Raw genomic sequence first — 18175 nt, 5'->3', positions numbered from 1 at the left:
CAGTGCTGACTCACTAAGACTCTGACGATAAAAAAACACCCCGCTACAACGCGGGGTGTTTTTACATCGGTTACAAAGAAACCACTATTCTCGCGAACCTAACAAGCTCTCTAAAGGCCTGAGCATTATCATTCGACAGGTTATATGGCCTTATGTTTACGCATCAAAAAAGCAGCCTGTAGGCTGCCTTTAGTCATACTCGAATCAATCTGTCGTCAGGCGATCAAACGCTCTGGCCACTAATTGCACTGTCAAACAAGTTCTTAACCAGCCCAATATAATCTTCAAGGAACGCAATCTGCTCATTTGTCGGGCAACGTTGCCATGCTCCGGCCAGAACTTCAGACAAATCTTCAACGACAGCATCAGCTTCCTGCATCAACTTAAAGCGAAAATCTGCATCCAGATCAGGATTCTGTGAAAAAACAGCCATCAGATTGGTTGCTATCATATCCGTAACAACATCTTCGACTGTTTCACTACCGCCATCTGTGCTCGCATTCTCAAACAGAGACAGATGCTCAGTGAAATATTCTATCAACGCATGATAGCCTTCAGACTCAACAACCATAAAAATTCTTTGGGTTAGTAATAATTTGTCTCAATTCTAAGAAGAATGAGCGGAATTACAATACTCTAAATCGATGTTCTTGCTCTTGATCAAAATGATAAAAAAACTGTCACATGCAAGTTGCTGTTAAATATTGACAGTTTTCAAAAACGAATTCTCATTCTTACATTCCTCACGCAAATAAATAGTGGTTTGATTACGACCATTTTTTTTGGAGCTGTACAACGCAGAATCAGAAAGTGACAACCACTGTTCGTAGTTTTTCATCCATGGAGCCCACTCACAAACACCAAGGCTAATTGTGACCCTGATATTCCTGACATCCACAGAAACCGTGGCTTCTTCTACCCTGTTGCGTAACCTTTCTGTAAAGTAAAGCCCATGCTCAGCCGTTGTGCCCGGTAAAATCACCCCAAACTCTTCTCCGCCATATCTCCCAGCTATATCGTTCTGGCGTTTGCTTCCTCGCAGTAAACTCGACACAGTGCGAATGACAGCATCACCAATGATATGTCCGAAGGTATCATTCACTCTTTTAAAATGATCGATATCCAACATGATCAGAGTCGACGGTAAACCGGTTTGCTGACAACGTTCAAATTCCTCGGCAAGACAAACTTCCCAGTGTCCACGGTTGTATAGCTGTGTTAGGCGATCAGTCATACTCAGGTGAGTCAGCTGCGCATTAGATTCACGCAGATGGGTTTTATTTCGGGCTATGTCCGATACATCTGTGATTGTCAGGCAGATATGGGATATCTCACCATCAAGGGACTTCAATGGTGTCAGCGTCATATTCTGGTACATAAACGATGAGCCACCGGTAACCGGACTGAAATTTGAAAAGTTAAAAATCCGGGGTCTGTCCTCCCAGCAGCTGAAAGAACGCATCCTGAGCTTAAGTGTCGACGCTATTTTATTCTTAAGCCATTCAACCGGCAGATCTTCCACAACCTCAAATAAGTTCTTCCGAAGAACCTGATCCGAGCCGATACCACTGTATGCCTCCATAAATGCATTCCAGGCATAAACGGTATAATTCTTATCGATAATCACAACACCGGCATCAATGTTGTCCATGACCTGCATCGTGAGATGAAAATCCGCAAGCGTTAACTGATTCAATGTAATGCCCCCATCATTTTCTTAATCACTTGCGTCGAGCTGTTATCCATCATCATAAGTACATCACATTCCAGATCCATGGATTCAGCCTGATAAGTGTATTCAACTGTGAAAAACTGGTGGTTCACACTCTCGTTATTATCCAGTGTCATGTAATCTTCAAGCACTATTGGCTGACGTACTGAAAACCTTACTTTTATCTGTTCAGATAGTGAAACGAGAAAAGATGACACCATGAGATTGGCGATATCAATGACAATCTCATTCTTATGCTCATCCATCTGGCTAAAGCCCATCTTCCTACCAAATGCCGCAATATCCTTACCGCGCAGACATACTAATGCTTCGCCGTGAATCCTGCCGCCGACAAAACGCTGTACAACCGCTACTGATTTATTCCGCATTCGAATATCATGGATAGCCATGGCCAATTCACCGGATGTCAACCGTGCTACATTTGGCAATGGCATCTTAATAAACTCACCAAAGTGATCCGAAATAATTGCAGCACCCCGCCCTAAAGCAATATTGGCAATATCTTTAAAAGCGAGGAAAGAATCATCATGATCCAAAAGCTGTGATTGTGTTTCAGGAAGAAAAAGCTTAACACCAACATTTCGCAGGAAGGATGCCAACTGTTCGGGTCTGAAAGGTTTTGGAAAAAAATGCGAGGCACCAAGCTCAATACAACGCTCCATTGCCTGCTTTTGGACATCAGCCGACAGTACAACTACCCTCGTATCATGCTTGCTCACAGGCAAAGATTTCAGAACCTCAAAACCGTCCATGACTGGCATACTTAAGTCCAGAAACATAATATCAATGTCATGACGTTGCAGGCACGACAGCGCTTCTTTGCCATTTTCAGCAAAAAAAAGCATGACGCCTTCCTGCCCAGATAAAACTCCGGATACAGCCCGATGCACAATTGGTGAATCATCACATACCAATATGCTCTGTATTTCCACCACGACAGTTATATTCCTTAAGTGAATTTATCACGGCTTTATAATAATCAATCCAGCCTAAATTTATATGCAATAACTATGATATTTATTGAATAAGTGAGCTGGATCGCCCTTCTCCTCTTTTACTTTGTGGTTATTAATTTTCAGCAGCTGTAATACAATCTCATATCCAAATGATAACGATAAGGACAAGTCTTCAATGAAAGTTATTCGATGGGTTCTCGGGCGAATTATTCTGCTGCTCAACAGTGCATTTTCACCAAAGTCACTGAAACGTAACGATGAAGAGCAGAACAAGATAGACGAAGCCATGCGTCAACTTCAGCTTTACCAATTTGATGCCTGCCCCTTCTGTGTCAAAGTTCGCCGAGCTGCAAAGCGTCTTAATCTTCCGCTGAAAACAAGGGATGCAAAACAATCGCAGTGGGAACAAGAGCTGATCAATGGCGGCGGCAAGCGGAAAGTGCCATGTCTACGCATAGAAAATAAGAATGGTGACATTGAATGGATGTATGAATCTGACGATATCATCCGCTATCTGGAGCAACGCTTCAGCTAAAAATCGCGCCTGTTTAGTGACGAATTTCTGACTTTATTGCCTGCATAAAAATGTCAGATTTTAGTAAATCAGTTTTCAGGACGCTATTAACTTTAATAGCTATTCATAAACAGTGAGCCACATCAATTAGCTTTCTGAATGATTGTGCATTTAATGGCATTTTCGCTTATTTAATGACACACTGCGTTAATTGCAATACAGACACCCGAGCATTCAATGAAGAAAACGAAAACCATCACTACTGACGACATTCTGCTAAAGCTTTGTCAGTCAATCGGTAACGTATTAACCACAGCAACGGATAGCCAAGTTGGTTACTCAGCTATGGTTCAGAAAATCAATAAAACCAGCCTGAAGCCAGATATTGGCTGCTTTGTTCTTTTTGACGGCGGTTTTACCGGCCTGGTTGTTACCAACTTCTCCCAACAGGCTGCACTAGAACTGTACCAGAACTACATGCTAAAAATGGGCATGTCTCAGGATGACCTTGCGATTCATCACACTGCGGATGAAGTAGCTGATGTTCTGGGTGAACTGATGAACCAGGTAGTTGGTGACTTTACCGGTAAGATCCGTCGCGAGCTTCGTATTTCCATCACTCAGAACCAGCCTAAAATGCTGGCGCTAAACAAGCAGGTTCTGCTTTCTGTTGATACTAACCTGGATCGTCCTCAGGCGCGCCGTGTGAGCTTCACAACAGAAAACAACAACATCTTCTACCTTGAACTGGCAATGGATAAAACTGAGTTTATTCAGCTTGAAGAATTTGAGCAGATGGACGAAGTAGATCCTGATGAAATCATTGAGAGTGCGAAGAAGGCTCAGTCTAAGAAGACACAAAATGACACTGTAGATGTTGACTTGGATCTGCTTGACGAACTTGGCATTTAATATCAAAACTACCAACTAATTCCTCTAACCTGGTCTGTATTCTCAGAGACCTCGCCAGTATCGCTATAGATCAGGTTAGTTATTACTTCTTTTACACTCTCCCTCTCAGTGCTTTGCTAGACTTTGAAGCGTCTTTGACGCAACAGGGTCTGATTTATGCTAAGTCTGCGTGACATCTTTTTTGCCGTCTCCGGTTTTACGTTTTGCTTTTTTACCCCCTATGCATCTGCAGCCAAAACAACTTATGCAGACTTGAAAAGCGGTGATGTTATTACTGTCACGCTCGATCAGTTGTTACCGACCCAGGCCGTACTGAGTTATGACCGTGAATATGCCAACCTTGCCCGTTATAGCGAAAACCTTAAACAGATGTATAACGACCTTTGCATAGCCAATGGCGGAAAAGGGGTAAAAAAGTGGAGTGATGATTCAAAGCCGACGGATCCGGAATCTTATCAGTGCCGCAATAAACCCGGCACACACACTGACGCTCTAAATACCGTTGTTGTCGGCCCTGAAGAAGGAATGCTATTTCTGACCCAAGGGCACCATGTTTTTTCAACCTTCTGGGATATGCCAAACGGGGGAACCAGTGTGCCTGTGACGGTAAAAGTCACACATAACCTGATAGGCTCGGCTGAAGATTTTTGGGCCGAGATGAATAATGATCGTGAAGTCTGGTTACGTAATTCAAAGGGGCAGAAAATTAAGGCGGATGACCTGCCCGAATATATAGGGCAAAAACAGCTCAAACATGACCGCTACCTTTCGCTGATTTTCCTGCTTGAGGGGATTAGTTATTCCCACCCGAAAACCAAAGACAAGAAAACAATTCCCTTCTTTGAGCTTAACTGGGCATTGGCATTAAGAAAGCATATGAAGATTTCAGAGTATGATCTCAATGTACCTGATGAATATGCGACCGCCCTGACTGAAGCTGCAACAATAATGGTGGACTTGTCTGACGATGAAGTCATTGGAAAATCTGAAAAAACAGCCAAAGAAATGGGAAAATTCAAGACGGTTGACAGTAAGGCACTTGAAAAGCTAATCACTGATAAAAAGTCTGATTTCAATTACGCGATGGCTTATCGAATGGCCAAGAAAGAGAAATCAACGCCTAAGCGGCTACTAGAACAAGAAGCCGCAGAGAAAGAAAAGAAGAAAAAGAGCAAAGAAGCTGAGCCGAACAACAAAGACGAAAAGTCAGAGTAGTTAAAACTTGCGCTTACTTACGAAAGTTCTTCGCCAGAAAGCTGTCCAGCTTGTTGGCAAAGTTCTGACGATCGGCTTGGCTCAACGGCGCAGGCCCTCCTGTCTGAATACCACTGCTACGCATCGTTTCCATAAAGTCACGCATTTGCAAACGCTGCTTAATGGTATCTTTGGTATACATCTCCCCTCTTGGGTTAAGTGCATGCCCCTCTTTGGTGATCACCTCATCAGCCAATGGAATGTCCGCAGTAATCACTAAATCTCGAGGTTCAACCATCTGAACGATATAGTTATCAGCAACATCGAAGCCGGATTCAACCTGCACCGATTTAATATGAGGTGACGGCGGAACACGAATAAACTGGTTAGCAACAAGAGTAACTGGTACTCCTACTCGGTCTGCGGCACGAAACAGAATGTCTTTGATGACATTCGGGCAAGCATCAGCATCAACCCAAATTTTCATAATTCTCTCTCTGATAAACGAAAGCCGCCCATAGGCGGCTTTCTCATAGTCAATTGGCGAAAATTAACCTTCAAGGCCTTTCTTCGCAAGGTATTCATCGTAAGTGCCGTGGAAATCTTCCACGCCATCCTTGGTAATTTCGATAATACGCGTTGCAATCGATGATACAAACTGACGGTCATGAGAAACAAACATCAGTGTGCCTTTGTAGTTTTCTAGAGCAAGGTTCAGCGACTCGATGGATTCCATATCCATGTGGTTAGTTGGTTCGTCCATAAGCAGGATGTTTGGTTTTTGCATAATCAGCTTACCAAACAGCATACGCCCCTGCTCACCACCAGAAATTACGCGTACAGACTTCTTGATGTCATTCTGCGAGAACAGCATACGTCCAAGAATACCGCGGACAACCTGATCGTCCTCACCTTCGTTCTTCCACTGGCTCATCCACTCCATCAGGTTCATGTCCGTATCAAAATCATCACTGTGATCCTGAGCATAGAAACCGATGTTGTTGTTTTCAGACCACTTGATCATACCGTCCATCGGTTCCATCGCACCGGCCAGAGTATTCAGGAAGGTAGACTTACCGATACCATTCTCACCGATAATCGCGATACGTTCACCCACTTCCACCAGCAGGTTTACACCGTTGATCAGGATATTGTTACCATAGCCCTGCTTCAGACCTTCCACTTCCAGCGCGTTACGGAACAGTTCTTTTTCCTGCTCAAAACGGATGAACGGGTTCTGACGGCTTGATGCTTTCACTTCTTCCAGCTGGATCTTGTCGATCTGCTTCAGGCGAGAAGTCGCCTGCTTCGCTTTCGATGCGTTTGCAGAGAAACGGCTAACGAAAGTATTCAGTTCAGCAATCTGAGCTTTCTTCTTAGCGTTGTCAGCCAGAAGGCGCTCACGAGCTTGTGTAGCTGCAACCATGTACTCATCGTAGTTACCAGGGAACAGGCGCAGATCACCGTAATCCAGATCAGCCATGTGCGTACAAACACTGTTCAGGAAATGACGGTCGTGCGAGATGATTATCATGGTGCAGTTACGCTCAAGAAGAACGCGTTCCAGCCATGAGATGGTGTGAATATCCAGGTTGTTCGTCGGTTCGTCAAGCAGCATGATATCTGGGTCAGCAAAAAGAACCTGAGCCAGTAGCACTCGAACTTTCAGGCCAGGCGCAACAGCACTCATCAGGCCAAAGTGCAGCTCCTCAGGAATACCAAGACCAAGCAGCAGTTCACCAGCACGAGCTTCAGCAGAGTAACCGTCCATTTCAGCGAACTGAACTTCCAGGTCGGCAACGCGCATACCATCTTCTTCTGACATTTCTGCCATAGAGTAAATGCGGTCACGCTCTGCTTTGACTTCCCAAAGCTCTTTGTGACCCATGATCACAGTATCAACAACTGTGTATTCTTCGAATGCAAACTGATCCTGACCCAACTTAGCCATACGCTCGTTAGGATCTTTTGAAACAGTACCCGCGGATTGCTCTAGTTCGCCACCCAGGATTTTCATGAAGGTTGACTTACCGCAACCGTTCGCCCCAATTAGGCCGTAACGGTTACCTTCACCAAACTTAACGGAAATATTCTCAAACAGCGGCTTATCGCCGAACTGCATTGTAATGTTAGCTGTTGAAATCAATGTACTGTTCCAATCGTGATTAGTCTGTCAGGCATGAAAAAAGTCGCCAGCATCGGCGACTTTTCTTTAACTTTTCTATAAATAGGCGGTGAGTATATCAGATTACGTGAGCCACATCACTCACCAGCTGTTCATTTAACAAATCTCGTAGATAATATTCAAAAGCATAAAAAAAGCGAGCTGATGAGCTCGCTTTTCATTCAGTTACCTATGAAGGTTGGATTATTCCCAGTCCAGAATAACCTTACCTGACATACCAGAACGCATTACATCAAAGCCTTTCTGGAAATCATCAATCTTATAGTGGTGAGTGATGATTGGGTTCAGGTTCAGACCAGATTGGATCAGGCTTGCCATCTTGTACCAGGTTTCAAACATCTCACGGCCGTAAATACCTTTGATGATCAAACCTTTGAAGATAACCTGATTCCAGTCGATACCCATATCTGACGGTGGAATACCCAGCAAGGCAATCTTACCGCCGTGGTTCATACTGGTAAGCATGCTGTTGAATGCAGATGGGTTACCGGACATTTCAAGACCCACATCGAAGCCTTCTGTCATGCCCAGTTCAGCCATTACATCTTCCAGCTTCTCGTTAGCAACGTTCACAGCACGGGTTACGCCCATTTCACGGGCAAGATCCAAACGGTAGTCGTTCACATCAGTGATAACAACGTGACGAGCACCTACGTGCTTAGCAACAGCTGCTGCCATGATACCGATTGGGCCAGCACCAGTGATCAGTACGTCTTCACCAACAAGGTCGAAAGACAATGCTGTGTGTACAGCGTTACCGAACGGGTCAAAAATTGAAGCCAAATCATCAGAAATGCCTTCAGGGATTTTGAATGCGTTGAAAGCAGGAATAACCAGATATTCTGCAAATGCACCTTCACGGTTTACACCAACACCGATCGTGTTGCGGCAAAGATGTGTACGACCGCCGCGACAGTTACGGCAGTGACCGCAAGTGATATGACCTTCACCAGAAACACGGTCACCAACCTTGAAGCCACGGACTTCCTGACCGATGCCGACCACTTCACCTACGTATTCGTGGCCGACAACCATTGGAACCGGAATGGTTTTCTGAGACCACTCATCCCAGTTATAGATGTGAACATCAGTACCGCAGATTGCCGTTTTCTTGATTCGGATAAGCAGATCGTTATGACCCAGCTCTGGCTTATCCACTTCTGTCATCCAAATGCCTTCTTCAGGCTTTAGTTTAGATAGAGCTTTAATTTTCATGGCTTTTATCTCAACAACTGTATTGCATTGAAGATATCAGGAACGAGCTACAACTCTTTTGATTGGTGTACATTCTTCCCGTCCCTGTCTTAAGAATGTTCATTCAAGCGTTGTCGCTTAAATGATGCCCATGTCTTTACCGACTTCGATGAAGGCATCAATTGCCTTGTCCAACTGCTCGCGGGTATGTGCAGCTGACATCTGAGTACGGATACGGGCCTGTCCTTTCGGCACTACAGGGAAAGAGAAGCCAATGACGTAGATACCTTTCGCCAACGAACGCTCTGCAAATTCCGCTGCTACCTTCGCATCACCCAGCATAATTGGAATGATGGCATGATCAGCACCAGCTAATGTGAAGCCAGCCTCTGTCATACGGCTGCGGAAGTGAGTCGCATTGTCCCATAGCTGATCACGCAGTGAATCACTAGCTTCAAGCAGGTCAAGTACACGCAGTGATGCAGAGACAATGCCCGGGGCTACTGAATTAGAGAACAGGTATGGACGTGAACGCTGACGCAACCAGTCAATCACTTCTTTTTTACCAGCAGTATAACCACCTGAAGCACCACCCATCGCTTTACCCAGCGTACCAGTGATGATGTCTACGCGATCCATCACATTGTGGTACTCATGTGTACCGCGACCATGCGCGCCCATGAAACCAACAGCGTGAGAATCATCCACCATTACCAGAGCGTCGTACTTCTCAGCCAGGTCACAGATAGCAGGTAGGTTGGCTACCACACCGTCCATCGAGAACACGCCGTCAGTCACAATCAGCTTGTGACGAACACCAGCTTCGTTAGCAGCGATTAGCTGCTCTTCAAGCTCTTGCATATTGTTGTTTGAGTAACGGAAGCGTTTCGCTTTACACAAACGAACACCATCAATGATTGATGCGTGGTTCAAAGCGTCAGAGATGATGGCATCTTCTGCGCCAAGAATGGTTTCAAACAAACCGGCATTAGCGTCAAAGCAAGATGTGTACAGGATGGTATCTTCCATACCAAGGAAGTTTGACAGCTTACGCTCAAGTTCCTTGTGGATGTCCTGCGTACCACAAATGAAGCGGACAGACGCCATACCGAAGCCATGTTTGTCCATGCCGTCTTTTGCCGCCTGAATCAGATCAGGGTGGTTAGCAAGGCCCAGGTAGTTATTGGCACAGAAGTTTAATACTTCTTCACCTGATTGAATAGCAACAGATGCTTTTTGTGCGGAAGTGATGACACGTTCGGATTTGTATAAACCTTCAGCTTTAACTTGTTCAAGTTGCTGATTGATTTGGTCGTAGAATGCAGCTGACATGATGTTCCTCTCAAGCATAACTTATGTTCATGCAACTTAAGGTCACATTCACAAAGTTAATTCCATATAGTCAGGTTAGGTTATTTGCCTGAAAAAATGTACATTTTTCAGGATCTTTGTTCTGAGTCCATTCTAATTCAAGCGTAATCAGACTATTATCCCCCCAACGGGAAAAGGACTCTTGAGCTACGGACACAAATGGACACAAATAAACTGATTGCCCTTATGCCAGAACTGGCTGTTTTTAAGATTGTGGTTGATGAAGGAAGCTTCACCGGTGCAGCCAGAAAGCTCGGAGTCACTCCTTCTGCGCTGAGCAAACAGATTTCCCACCTCGAACGCGAGCTATCTGCCAAACTACTCGAACGAACCACCCGTAAGCTGGTAATAACCGAGTCAGGAAAAGGCATTTACGAGCAGTGCAGCACCATACTGGAAGCCGCCAAGCAAGCTGTTGAGTACACCAGCTCGGAGCACACCACTCCTTCAGGTACGCTAACAGTTGCCGCGCCAAAAGCATTTCTTAGCATCATATTACAGCCGATGGTCACTCCTTTTCTGACCAAATACCCTGATATCGAACTGAAGCTAAAAGCGCGAGACGGTGAAATCGACCTGATTTCAGAAGGCATTGACGTAGTATTCCGTCTAACAGAAAAACCTTCTGAAGGGCTGGTGCTTAAACAGATGGGTAAAGTCAGTCTTTCCCTCTGCGCCAGCCCTGATTACCTTGAACGTCGCGGTATACCTGAACACCCTACTGAATTGCTTAACCATGACTGTATTTACCTTGGTGAAACAGCCACAGACCATATCTGGGATTTTGTAAAAGATGATGAGTTCCACAGCATCCCAGTGAAAGGACGCTACGCAGTAAACCACTCCCAAATGCGCCTAAAAGGGGTAACGGATGGTCTCGGGATTGGAATTTTTCCTGATTTCGTCATTAAAAATGCTCTGAAGGAAGGCAAGGTTAAGCAAGTACTTACTGACTGGACTCTGAAAGGCAACTATCAGGGTGATATTGCGCTGCAATTTGCCCAGACAAAATTCATGCCGGCCCGTTTGCGGGCATTCATAGACTATGTCTCTGAGCACCTATATCAGTACACTGCACACTGATTGTCGCTTAACTGAGACCAGCTCTCACTACAGCACAAAATCATCCTGATTTGGCAAATACGCAATAGACTATACTGATTCTTACAGACTCAGTTGGTATCAACGGCGACATATAAACAAAAGCTGATTGATCCTAATCGCTATGTTCGCCGTTTTTTACCAATAAGACCCTGTGGATTTGCAAAGCGCTCTCTTTTACAAATGTAGTTATCTCAAAGCTATCGTCCACCGGGTATGAAGGACTCATTTCAGGAGGACAGCAATGAAAGTATTACGTTGTTGTTTATACTCAATTCTTAGTCTTATTTTCAGCACCACAACCTTCTCCTACCCGATGGACTCCATCCACTGGAATCATCGCAGCATCGTGTTTTTTGCCCCAGAGAAAGATGAACACGTAAAAGCTTTCATGATGCAAACTCTGATGAATGATTGCCTGCTGCAAGAACGGGACATCAGAACTCTGGTAATCACTAAAGACGGCTTCAATAAACCGGCTAACCTGTTTAGCCCAGAAGATATCCGACATCTGAGGAAAAAATACAAAATCAAAGGCAACGATCACACCACTATTTTGATCGGCAAAGATGGCCTGGAAAAACACCGCTGGGGAGAGACTACTAACTGGATTTTCATTACAGAACTCATCGATAAAATGCCTTTACGAAAAGTGGAAATGACCTCTCGCCCAAGTCGCTGTTCAGCCTGATCTACGCCCAGGTGTCTACTCCGTCTAATTTTTCACCAGGGAGGATTTTATTTTGTGCCAGAAGACGTATCTTGATATCACAGAAAGATAACTAACTATTAATAAAAATGATGAAAGCACCTTACTTATATCACGGACAAGATCTGTTCTGGGCTACCCCAACCCAGGACACAATGAAGCTGACAATAGTCAGCGAGGCAAGTACATTAATATCAACGATTTTCATTCGCTGCGAACCCGATAATGAAGAAAAACTGGTAGATATGGAGCGAGGTGAAACTCGTGGGCGTCTCCAGTACTGGCATGGTGAAATACCTCTTAACGCCGACAAACCTGTCACACACTATTGCTTTAAAGTGATGCAAAACAGTCGTCAGTGGTGGCTGCACGGCAATGGCATCTCACCTCGTGTGCCTGGCAAAGAGGCGCACTTCAAATACAATCGGCAAGATCAGCCACCAGCATGGGTGAAAGAACAGGTTTTCTACCAGATTTTCCCCGATCGTTTCGCGAACGGCGATCCATCAATTAGCGTTCTGGATAACGAATACAGCCTTAATGGCGATGATCGCCCGGCTATAGCTAAAGAGTGGGGAGCCCCTGTCAGCAGCCATGGTGAAAATGGCCCCAATGAATTCTTCGGTGGTGACCTGAAAGGGATCCACGGTAAATTAGATTACCTGCAAAATCTTGGTATTACTGCACTGTATCTGAACCCGATCTTCTCAGCACCAAGCAACCACAAATACGATACAACTGATTATTTACGAATCGATCCACACCTGGGTACCAATGAGCAGTTTGCCGATATGGTCAGCGACCTGCACGCTCGTGGAATGAAAATCACCTTAGACGCCGTATTCAATCATACATCGACGGATCATCCGTGGTTTGATAAACACGGACGTAACCCTGATGAGCCCGGCGCTTACGGCAACCCAGATTCAAAATACCGTAACCACTACCAGTTTGACGGTAACAGTAACGACTATATCGGCTGGAATGGTATTTCAAGCCTGCCAAAACTCAACTTCTCCAACCCGGAAGTCCGTGATTATATTTACAGCGGTGAAGATGCGGTTATCAAACACTGGCTGCGACCTCCGTACAATATCGATGGCTGGCGATTTGACGTTATTCATATGCTGGGCGAAGGTGCCGGAGCCAAAAACAATCCACATTATGTGCGCCAATTCCGGGAAGCCGCCAAGTCAGTCAATAACGATTGTTACATCCTGGGCGAGCACTTTTTCGAGGCCAGCAATTGGCTTCAGGGGGATCAGGAAGACGGCGCCATGAACTACTATGGTTTCGCCCACCCTCTTCGCGCCTTTTTTGCACAAAAGGATATTGCCTATCACAACTGCCAGATTGATGCTGAAGAGCTAGTTGACTGGCTGAATGAATCCCGCAGTAAAATGCCGTGGCAAAACCAGTTAGCCCAGCTTAATCAGCTTGACAGCCATGACACCATGCGGTTCCTGACAATGCTGGAAAACGACGATGAAACTATGCAGCTGGCACTGCTGATGCTGTTTGCTTACGTGGGAGCACCATGTATTTACTACGGCACAGAAGTGGGTATGGAAGGCGGCCAGGATCCAGATAACCGGCGCTGTTTCCCATGGGACCGTGCCGAAGCTCAGCATCCGACATTTGATTATGTACAAAAGCTTATTGAGCTTCGCAAACAAGCAAAATGTCTGCAAGAAGGGAGCCTGCAATGGCTGATGGCCGAACATAAACAACTGGCATTTGCCCGAATGCTGGATGATGAAGCTTATGTCTGTCTAATCAATAACAGTGAAAATGCCAAGCTTGTCGAAGTACCTCTCTGGCAGCTAGGTATGGAACAAGCAGTCCTGAAAGACCTGCTGACTGAAGATGAGTGGCAAGTAAAAGACGGCATACTTTCGATGACACTCGCGGGTAAGGAAGGCCTCCTGCTTACCAAAGCGTGATCGGCTTTACACGTAAGTAATACCAATCAGATTCTTATTCAGTTTGGTTAAATGGCTGGCTCATTGCCGGCCATTTTCTTTTGGAGGCAACAAAGGCTTCACAGAAATTGCGTTGCCGGGAATCTAGCTAAGATGTACAGTGAATCACTCATACCAATCGGAATAATTAACTATTTGTTAATTACTTATGCTGATTGATTTTAGCCGGAGGAGAGACGATGAGCGCAGAACGTTACATAGGCATAATGTCAGGAACCAGTATGGACGGTGTCGATACTGTACTGGTCGAAATTGACGATAACCGCGTTAGCTTACTCTGTGAACACGCCTTCCCGATGGGGAAAAACCTTAAGCAATCCCTACTGGATATCTGTCTTGGCCAGCCAACAAGCCTGCAGGCTATAGGCGAACTAGATCACCGTCTGGGTCATCTGTTTGCAGATGCTGTGCTGGCTCTGCTGGAAAAAGCTAACATTGACTCCTCATCTGTAAAAGCAATTGGCAATCATGGTCAGACAGTATTTCACTCCCCGACTACCGAACATCCCTTTACCATGCAGTTAGGTGATGCCAATATTATTTCAGCAAAAACTGGTATTACTACCGTGGCTGATTTCAGGCGTAAAGACATGGCATTCGGTGGCCAGGGTGCACCTCTTGTACCTGCATTCCACCAGCAACTTTTCAGTCAGCCGGATCTGACCCGAGTTATTCTGAATATTGGCGGTATCGCTAACATCACCATTTTAGATCCTGCCAAACCTGTCACAGGCTTTGATACTGGCCCCGGCAACATGTTAATGGACGCCTGGATCACCAAACACCTCGGAAAACGCTTTGATGCTAATGCCGAGTGGGCTTTAACCGGTAACGTAAATAACGATCTGCTTAACAGCCTGATGTGTGACCCCTACTTTGCTCTACAACCACCAAAGAGTACGGGTCGAGAGCTCTTCAATCTCCACTGGCTTGAGAATCATCTGGAACAATCCACTCTGTCAGCAGAAGATGTTCAGCGTACATTAGCTGAATTTACCGCAGTTAGTATCAGTAACGATGTCACGAAAGAAACACCGGGAGAATTACTGGTGTGTGGCGGAGGCGCGCATAATCCGCTAATCATGCAACGCCTAACAGAACTCTTACCCCAATGGCAGGTAATGACAACGGCCGATCGCGGTGTAGACATAGATAATATGGAAGCCATGGCCTTTGCATGGCTTGCTTATCGTACTCTTCATAAGTTACCCGGTAACCTGCCAGAGGTAACAGGAGCCACACAGCTCACCCCTCTTGGCGCTATTTATCCTTAGATAGTATGAAATGACCAACCAACAGCCCGCTGATATACTCATCGGGCTGTATGTATTTAAAGGTTCTTTAAGAGTTCTATACTAGTTCTTCATTTTATAAGTATTCAAACTGCTGAAAGATACGCTTAAGACTAACGTATAATTTAGTGCGCTAATTCCCTAGAACCCAATAATAAATCCCCCTACCTTTCAGTAGGCAAGTTCTTTGCTGACCAATCCAGCCATGACCCATCATAATGAGCAACATCAAAGCCAGAACGCTTTAGCAAGTAATAACTTAAAGTTGATGCTTTACCTTTATTACAGTAGGTAATGTTCTTTTTACTCTTATCAAAGTCACTCAATACCAGTGCAATCTCTGATTGCGACTTCAACACTTTAACGCCACCTACAGAGGCCGTAAAAAAGTCACCTATAGAAAGATGACGCGCTCGGGGAATATGACCATATACGTGAGTAACTGATCTGTTACCTTCGTATTCAGGCAAGGTCCTGGAATCATATAATTGATAATCGGGACTATAAGTTGCCACTTTGGCAACCAGCGTACTGGCGTAGGCCGCTGAGTTAAAAATGGGAATATAACTTGTTTTATCAGGGAAGGTTATCTCTGTGCTAACAGGATACTCCTGAAGCCATAGGCTGTAGCCAGTTTCCAAAATTGCAAGGTTACGATGCCCGTATAGCTCCAAAACCCAAAACAGTCGCGATGAATCGAGATAATTACCGTTATCGTAAATAATGACGAGTTTGTTTTTGTCTAAACCTTTTTTCCTCAACAAAGGCGTTATATTTTCTTTGTTTTTCACATAATACACATCATTGTTAACATGATAGGTATCATTAACTGGAAAGCTGACTGCGCCCGGGATATGGCCATTAAGATATTCTCGTTCTGGCCTGGCATCGTAAATGATAACGTCATCACGCCCAAGACGTTCGATTAACCAATCAGCACTGACAAAGTATTTTGCTTCAGTAGCAGTTGCATTAGCCCCTAAAAATGACAATGCGACGATTAACAGAAGCCTTATCCAGGTTGCAACAAAACAATAGGTAAATTGCATAACACCTCCCTAGTCCAGCACCAATTGCTATTAATACATGATGGTTGCTATAGAGAAGCAAATTTCTTACCACTTCAATTTACGTCTATTTTTATATTTGTTGTCGTCCTTATCACAACGTAGGCGTCTTAAAACAAGCAGTTAAATCGAACAGTTTCATTCTACCCTACAAATCCCAAACCGTGTTTTTGCATCCTGCAACGCGAATTCATATATGGGTTATTGCTCACTAAACAACATTACCGCTCAAAAAGTTAATACCCCGTTAAAATTAAGTGCGAGTATTCTTCTTCCGATCACATTTCCATACATACAGAGCGTGACCCATATCACTAATTTCTTTCGACAAAGATCACACTAATAAGTTATTAATTTTACTAGGACAATAACGACGCAAACGTTACACTCCCCGCCATAAAAACTACAAAGTCTCACAGGAGAATATCCTGTTTTTCTTCCCCAACGTGAAAGGTCCTAAGTAAAGATGAGTCCGGAAAAATACCTTCTAGACTGGCAAACAAGCCAAACTAACGCAGAATCCATCTCACCACTTCTTGGCCAGCTATACCGACAGAAAGGCGTTGAAACCCTTCTGTTCGGACGCCAAATCGTCAATGCTTCTATTATTGATATCATCAAGGCACACCGTGTAGCCCGTCGTTACACGGGGTTTGAACTGTCTCCCGCACAAACCCTGCCATTGGTTCAGGCTCTTACCCGACTTGAACTATCACCTTGCAAAGTCGATGTCGGACAACTTGCCCATAAGTTCTGGAAAGATCATGATGATGAGGATGATCTCAACGACTTTTTGCAGACGGCGTTGACAGAGTCACTCAATAGCACCCAGTCCGTCGAGCCTCGCGATGTTGTATTGTATGGCTTTGGTCGTATCGGACGCCTACTCGCCCGTTTATTGATTGATAAAAGCGGCCCCGGCTACCCGTTGCGCCTTCGTGCTATTGTAGTTCGAGGCGGCAAACAGGGAGATTTAGAGAAGCGTGCCAGCCTGCTGCGACGCGACTCTGTCCATGGTCAGTTCAATGGCAGCATCACCATAGACGAAGAGCGCAAAGCCATTATTGCTAATGGCAACTACATTCAGATGATTTACGCAAACAGCCCGGCAGAAGTCGATTACAGTGTTTATGATATTGATAATGCGCTTATTGTTGATAACACGGGTATCTGGCGCGATACCGATGGGCTAAGCCAGCACCTGAACTGTACTGGAGCATCGAAAGTTCTGCTTACCGCACCGGGTAAAGGTGATATTAAAAATGTCGTATTTGGCGTTAACGAATCAGAAATTCAGGATGATGACTCAATCATCTCAGCGGCAAGTTGTACGACCAATGCCATTACGCCAATTCTGAAAGCAGTTAATGATAAATACGGCATTAAATCCGGTCATATCGAGACTGTTCACTCATTTACCAATGATCAGAACCTGATTGATAACTTCCACAAAGGAGAGCGTCGTGGACGTTCTGCCGCTCTGAACATGGTACTGACCTCAACAGGTGCAGCCAAAGCTGTTGCCAAAGCCTTGCCTGAACTAACAGGTAAACTGACAGGTAATGCCATCCGAGTTCCGACTCCGAACGTGTCGATGGCCATTGCCAACCTGAACCTTGGCTCTGAAGTCACTGCTGAAGCACTGAACGAATACCTGCGTCAAATGGCTTTGAATTCGCCACTATCCGGCCAGATCGATTTCACTCAATCGACTGAAATTGTCTCTACCGATATCGTCGGTTCACGCCATGCCGGTGTTGTAGATGGCGCAGCCACTATTGCCCAGGACAAGCGTTGCGTACTTTATATCTGGTATGACAATGAGTTCGGCTATAGCTGCCAGGTTGTTCACTGTATGGAGCAGATGATGGGTGTTCACTACAAGACCTACCCTGAAGCCAAGTAACTGAAAGACATCCTACTCCAAAATAATAACAACGATTTAGCCTCTTGCTCTTATTCGCCG

General features: G+C 45.0%; 16 protein-coding genes. 8 read left to right on the top strand and 8 right to left on the bottom strand.

Going from position 1 to position 18175, the window contains the following annotated elements; genetic code table 11:
- Nucleotides 1-223: 223 nt before the first annotated feature.
- The 3 genes from AACQ93_RS07650 to AACQ93_RS07640 all read right to left on the bottom strand — a co-directional run bounded on the left by AACQ93_RS07650 (nucleotide 224) and on the right by AACQ93_RS07640 (nucleotide 2667).
- A complete protein-coding gene (locus AACQ93_RS07650) occupies nucleotides 224-571 on the bottom strand; it encodes a DUF3802 family protein (RefSeq protein ID WP_064603534.1) in 348 nt (115 codons plus the stop codon).
- Nucleotides 572-697: 126 nt separating this feature from the next.
- Nucleotides 698-1696, bottom strand: a complete 999-nt coding sequence (locus AACQ93_RS07645) for a GGDEF domain-containing protein (protein ID WP_064603531.1) — start codon at nucleotides 1694-1696, stop codon at nucleotides 698-700.
- Nucleotides 1693-2667 carry a response regulator gene (locus AACQ93_RS07640; protein WP_084419041.1) on the bottom strand — a complete coding sequence of 325 codons (975 nt, stop codon included), beginning with the start codon at nucleotides 2665-2667 and terminating at the stop codon, nucleotides 1693-1695. The genes AACQ93_RS07645 and AACQ93_RS07640 overlap by 4 nt, the downstream gene beginning before the upstream one ends.
- A gap of 196 nt (nucleotides 2668-2863) precedes the next feature.
- On the opposite strand from AACQ93_RS07640, the gene AACQ93_RS07635 reads away from it, so the two are divergent.
- From AACQ93_RS07635 to AACQ93_RS07625, 3 genes are all read left to right on the top strand, one after another.
- Nucleotides 2864-3223 carry a glutathione S-transferase N-terminal domain-containing protein gene (locus AACQ93_RS07635; protein WP_064603528.1) on the top strand — a complete coding sequence of 120 codons (360 nt, stop codon included), beginning with the start codon at nucleotides 2864-2866 and terminating at the stop codon, nucleotides 3221-3223.
- 216 nt (nucleotides 3224-3439) lie between these two features.
- Nucleotides 3440-4114, top strand: a complete 675-nt coding sequence (locus tag AACQ93_RS07630) for a DUF3334 family protein (protein WP_064603525.1) — start codon at nucleotides 3440-3442, stop codon at nucleotides 4112-4114.
- A 156-nt stretch (nucleotides 4115-4270) separates the two neighbouring features.
- Entirely contained in the window at nucleotides 4271-5329 is a 1059-nt protein-coding gene (locus tag AACQ93_RS07625; RefSeq protein ID WP_064603521.1) for a ParB/Srx family N-terminal domain-containing protein, read from the top strand.
- Between the two features lie 13 nt (nucleotides 5330-5342).
- On the opposite strand, the gene AACQ93_RS07620 is transcribed toward AACQ93_RS07625, so the two are convergent.
- From AACQ93_RS07620 to AACQ93_RS07605, 4 genes are all read right to left on the bottom strand, one after another.
- Nucleotides 5343-5795, bottom strand: a complete 453-nt coding sequence (locus tag AACQ93_RS07620; RefSeq protein WP_007461316.1) for a YaiI/YqxD family protein — start codon at nucleotides 5793-5795, stop codon at nucleotides 5343-5345.
- 63 nt (nucleotides 5796-5858) lie between these two features.
- Nucleotides 5859-7454, bottom strand: a complete 1596-nt coding sequence (locus tag AACQ93_RS07615) for an ABC-F family ATPase (RefSeq protein WP_064603518.1) — start codon at nucleotides 7452-7454, stop codon at nucleotides 5859-5861.
- A gap of 222 nt (nucleotides 7455-7676) precedes the next feature.
- Complete coding sequence (tdh, locus tag AACQ93_RS07610) at nucleotides 7677-8708, bottom strand: L-threonine 3-dehydrogenase (protein ID WP_007461312.1); 1032 nt, start codon at nucleotides 8706-8708, stop codon at nucleotides 7677-7679.
- A gap of 117 nt (nucleotides 8709-8825) precedes the next feature.
- Nucleotides 8826-10019 (bottom strand): glycine C-acetyltransferase, encoded by a 1194-nt coding sequence (locus tag AACQ93_RS07605; protein ID WP_007461310.1) that lies wholly within the window; start codon nucleotides 10017-10019, stop codon nucleotides 8826-8828.
- A 198-nt stretch (nucleotides 10020-10217) separates the two neighbouring features.
- Between AACQ93_RS07605 and AACQ93_RS07600 the strand changes: the two genes are divergently transcribed.
- The 4 genes from AACQ93_RS07600 (at nucleotide 10218) to AACQ93_RS07585 (ending at nucleotide 15124) form a co-directional block, all read left to right on the top strand.
- Nucleotides 10218-11141 (top strand): LysR family transcriptional regulator, encoded by a 924-nt coding sequence (locus tag AACQ93_RS07600; protein WP_007461308.1) that lies wholly within the window; start codon nucleotides 10218-10220, stop codon nucleotides 11139-11141.
- A 262-nt stretch (nucleotides 11142-11403) separates the two neighbouring features.
- Nucleotides 11404-11850: a DUF4174 domain-containing protein gene (locus AACQ93_RS07595; protein ID WP_064603515.1), complete on the top strand. Its 447-nt coding sequence runs from the start codon at nucleotides 11404-11406 to the stop codon at nucleotides 11848-11850.
- A 110-nt stretch (nucleotides 11851-11960) separates the two neighbouring features.
- The gene (malZ, locus tag AACQ93_RS07590; protein WP_064606578.1) at nucleotides 11961-13811 is read left to right on the top strand and encodes a maltodextrin glucosidase; all 1851 of its coding nucleotides are present in this window, start codon (nucleotides 11961-11963) and stop codon (nucleotides 13809-13811) included.
- A gap of 218 nt (nucleotides 13812-14029) precedes the next feature.
- On the top strand, nucleotides 14030-15124 hold the full coding sequence (locus AACQ93_RS07585; RefSeq protein ID WP_064603512.1) for an anhydro-N-acetylmuramic acid kinase: 1095 nt from the start codon (nucleotides 14030-14032) through the stop codon (nucleotides 15122-15124).
- 182 nt (nucleotides 15125-15306) lie between these two features.
- On the opposite strand, the gene AACQ93_RS07580 is transcribed toward AACQ93_RS07585, so the two are convergent.
- Nucleotides 15307-16191: a sulfurtransferase gene (locus AACQ93_RS07580; RefSeq protein ID WP_064603509.1), complete on the bottom strand. Its 885-nt coding sequence runs from the start codon at nucleotides 16189-16191 to the stop codon at nucleotides 15307-15309.
- 484 nt (nucleotides 16192-16675) lie between these two features.
- On the opposite strand from AACQ93_RS07580, the gene AACQ93_RS07575 reads away from it, so the two are divergent.
- Nucleotides 16676-18115, top strand: a complete 1440-nt coding sequence (locus tag AACQ93_RS07575; protein ID WP_064603506.1) for a glyceraldehyde-3-phosphate dehydrogenase — start codon at nucleotides 16676-16678, stop codon at nucleotides 18113-18115.
- Nucleotides 18116-18175: the final 60 nt, after the last annotated feature.

Origin of the sequence: Photobacterium sp. J15 (assembly GCF_963870815.1) — a bacterium.
Taxonomy (GTDB): domain Bacteria; phylum Pseudomonadota; class Gammaproteobacteria; order Enterobacterales; family Vibrionaceae; genus Photobacterium; species Photobacterium marinum.
Note: the sequence above shows the minus strand (reverse complement) of the source record. Positions and strands in the feature narration are given on the sequence as shown.

Excerpts from the sequence above, each read along its gene's own strand:
- AACQ93_RS07650 (WP_064603534.1), bottom strand. The coding sequence starts at position 571 with ATGGTTGTTGAGTCTGAAGGCTATCATGCGTTGATAGAATATTTCACT.
- AACQ93_RS07635 (WP_064603528.1), top strand. The coding sequence starts at position 2,864 with ATGAAAGTTATTCGATGGGTTCTCGGGCGAATTATTCTGCTGCTCAAC.
- AACQ93_RS07630 (WP_064603525.1), top strand. The coding sequence starts at position 3,440 with ATGAAGAAAACGAAAACCATCACTACTGACGACATTCTGCTAAAGCTT.
- AACQ93_RS07625 (WP_064603521.1), top strand. The coding sequence starts at position 4,271 with ATGCTAAGTCTGCGTGACATCTTTTTTGCCGTCTCCGGTTTTACGTTT.
- AACQ93_RS07620 (WP_007461316.1), bottom strand. The coding sequence starts at position 5,795 with ATGAAAATTTGGGTTGATGCTGATGCTTGCCCGAATGTCATCAAAGAC.
- tdh (WP_007461312.1), bottom strand. The coding sequence starts at position 8,708 with ATGAAAATTAAAGCTCTATCTAAACTAAAGCCTGAAGAAGGCATTTGG.
- AACQ93_RS07605 (WP_007461310.1), bottom strand. The coding sequence starts at position 10,019 with ATGTCAGCTGCATTCTACGACCAAATCAATCAGCAACTTGAACAAGTT.
- AACQ93_RS07600 (WP_007461308.1), top strand. The coding sequence starts at position 10,218 with ATGGACACAAATAAACTGATTGCCCTTATGCCAGAACTGGCTGTTTTT.
- AACQ93_RS07595 (WP_064603515.1), top strand. The coding sequence starts at position 11,404 with ATGAAAGTATTACGTTGTTGTTTATACTCAATTCTTAGTCTTATTTTC.
- malZ (WP_064606578.1), top strand. The coding sequence starts at position 11,961 with ATGAAAGCACCTTACTTATATCACGGACAAGATCTGTTCTGGGCTACC.
- AACQ93_RS07585 (WP_064603512.1), top strand. The coding sequence starts at position 14,030 with ATGAGCGCAGAACGTTACATAGGCATAATGTCAGGAACCAGTATGGAC.
- AACQ93_RS07580 (WP_064603509.1), bottom strand. The coding sequence starts at position 16,191 with ATGCAATTTACCTATTGTTTTGTTGCAACCTGGATAAGGCTTCTGTTA.
- AACQ93_RS07575 (WP_064603506.1), top strand. The coding sequence starts at position 16,676 with ATGAGTCCGGAAAAATACCTTCTAGACTGGCAAACAAGCCAAACTAAC.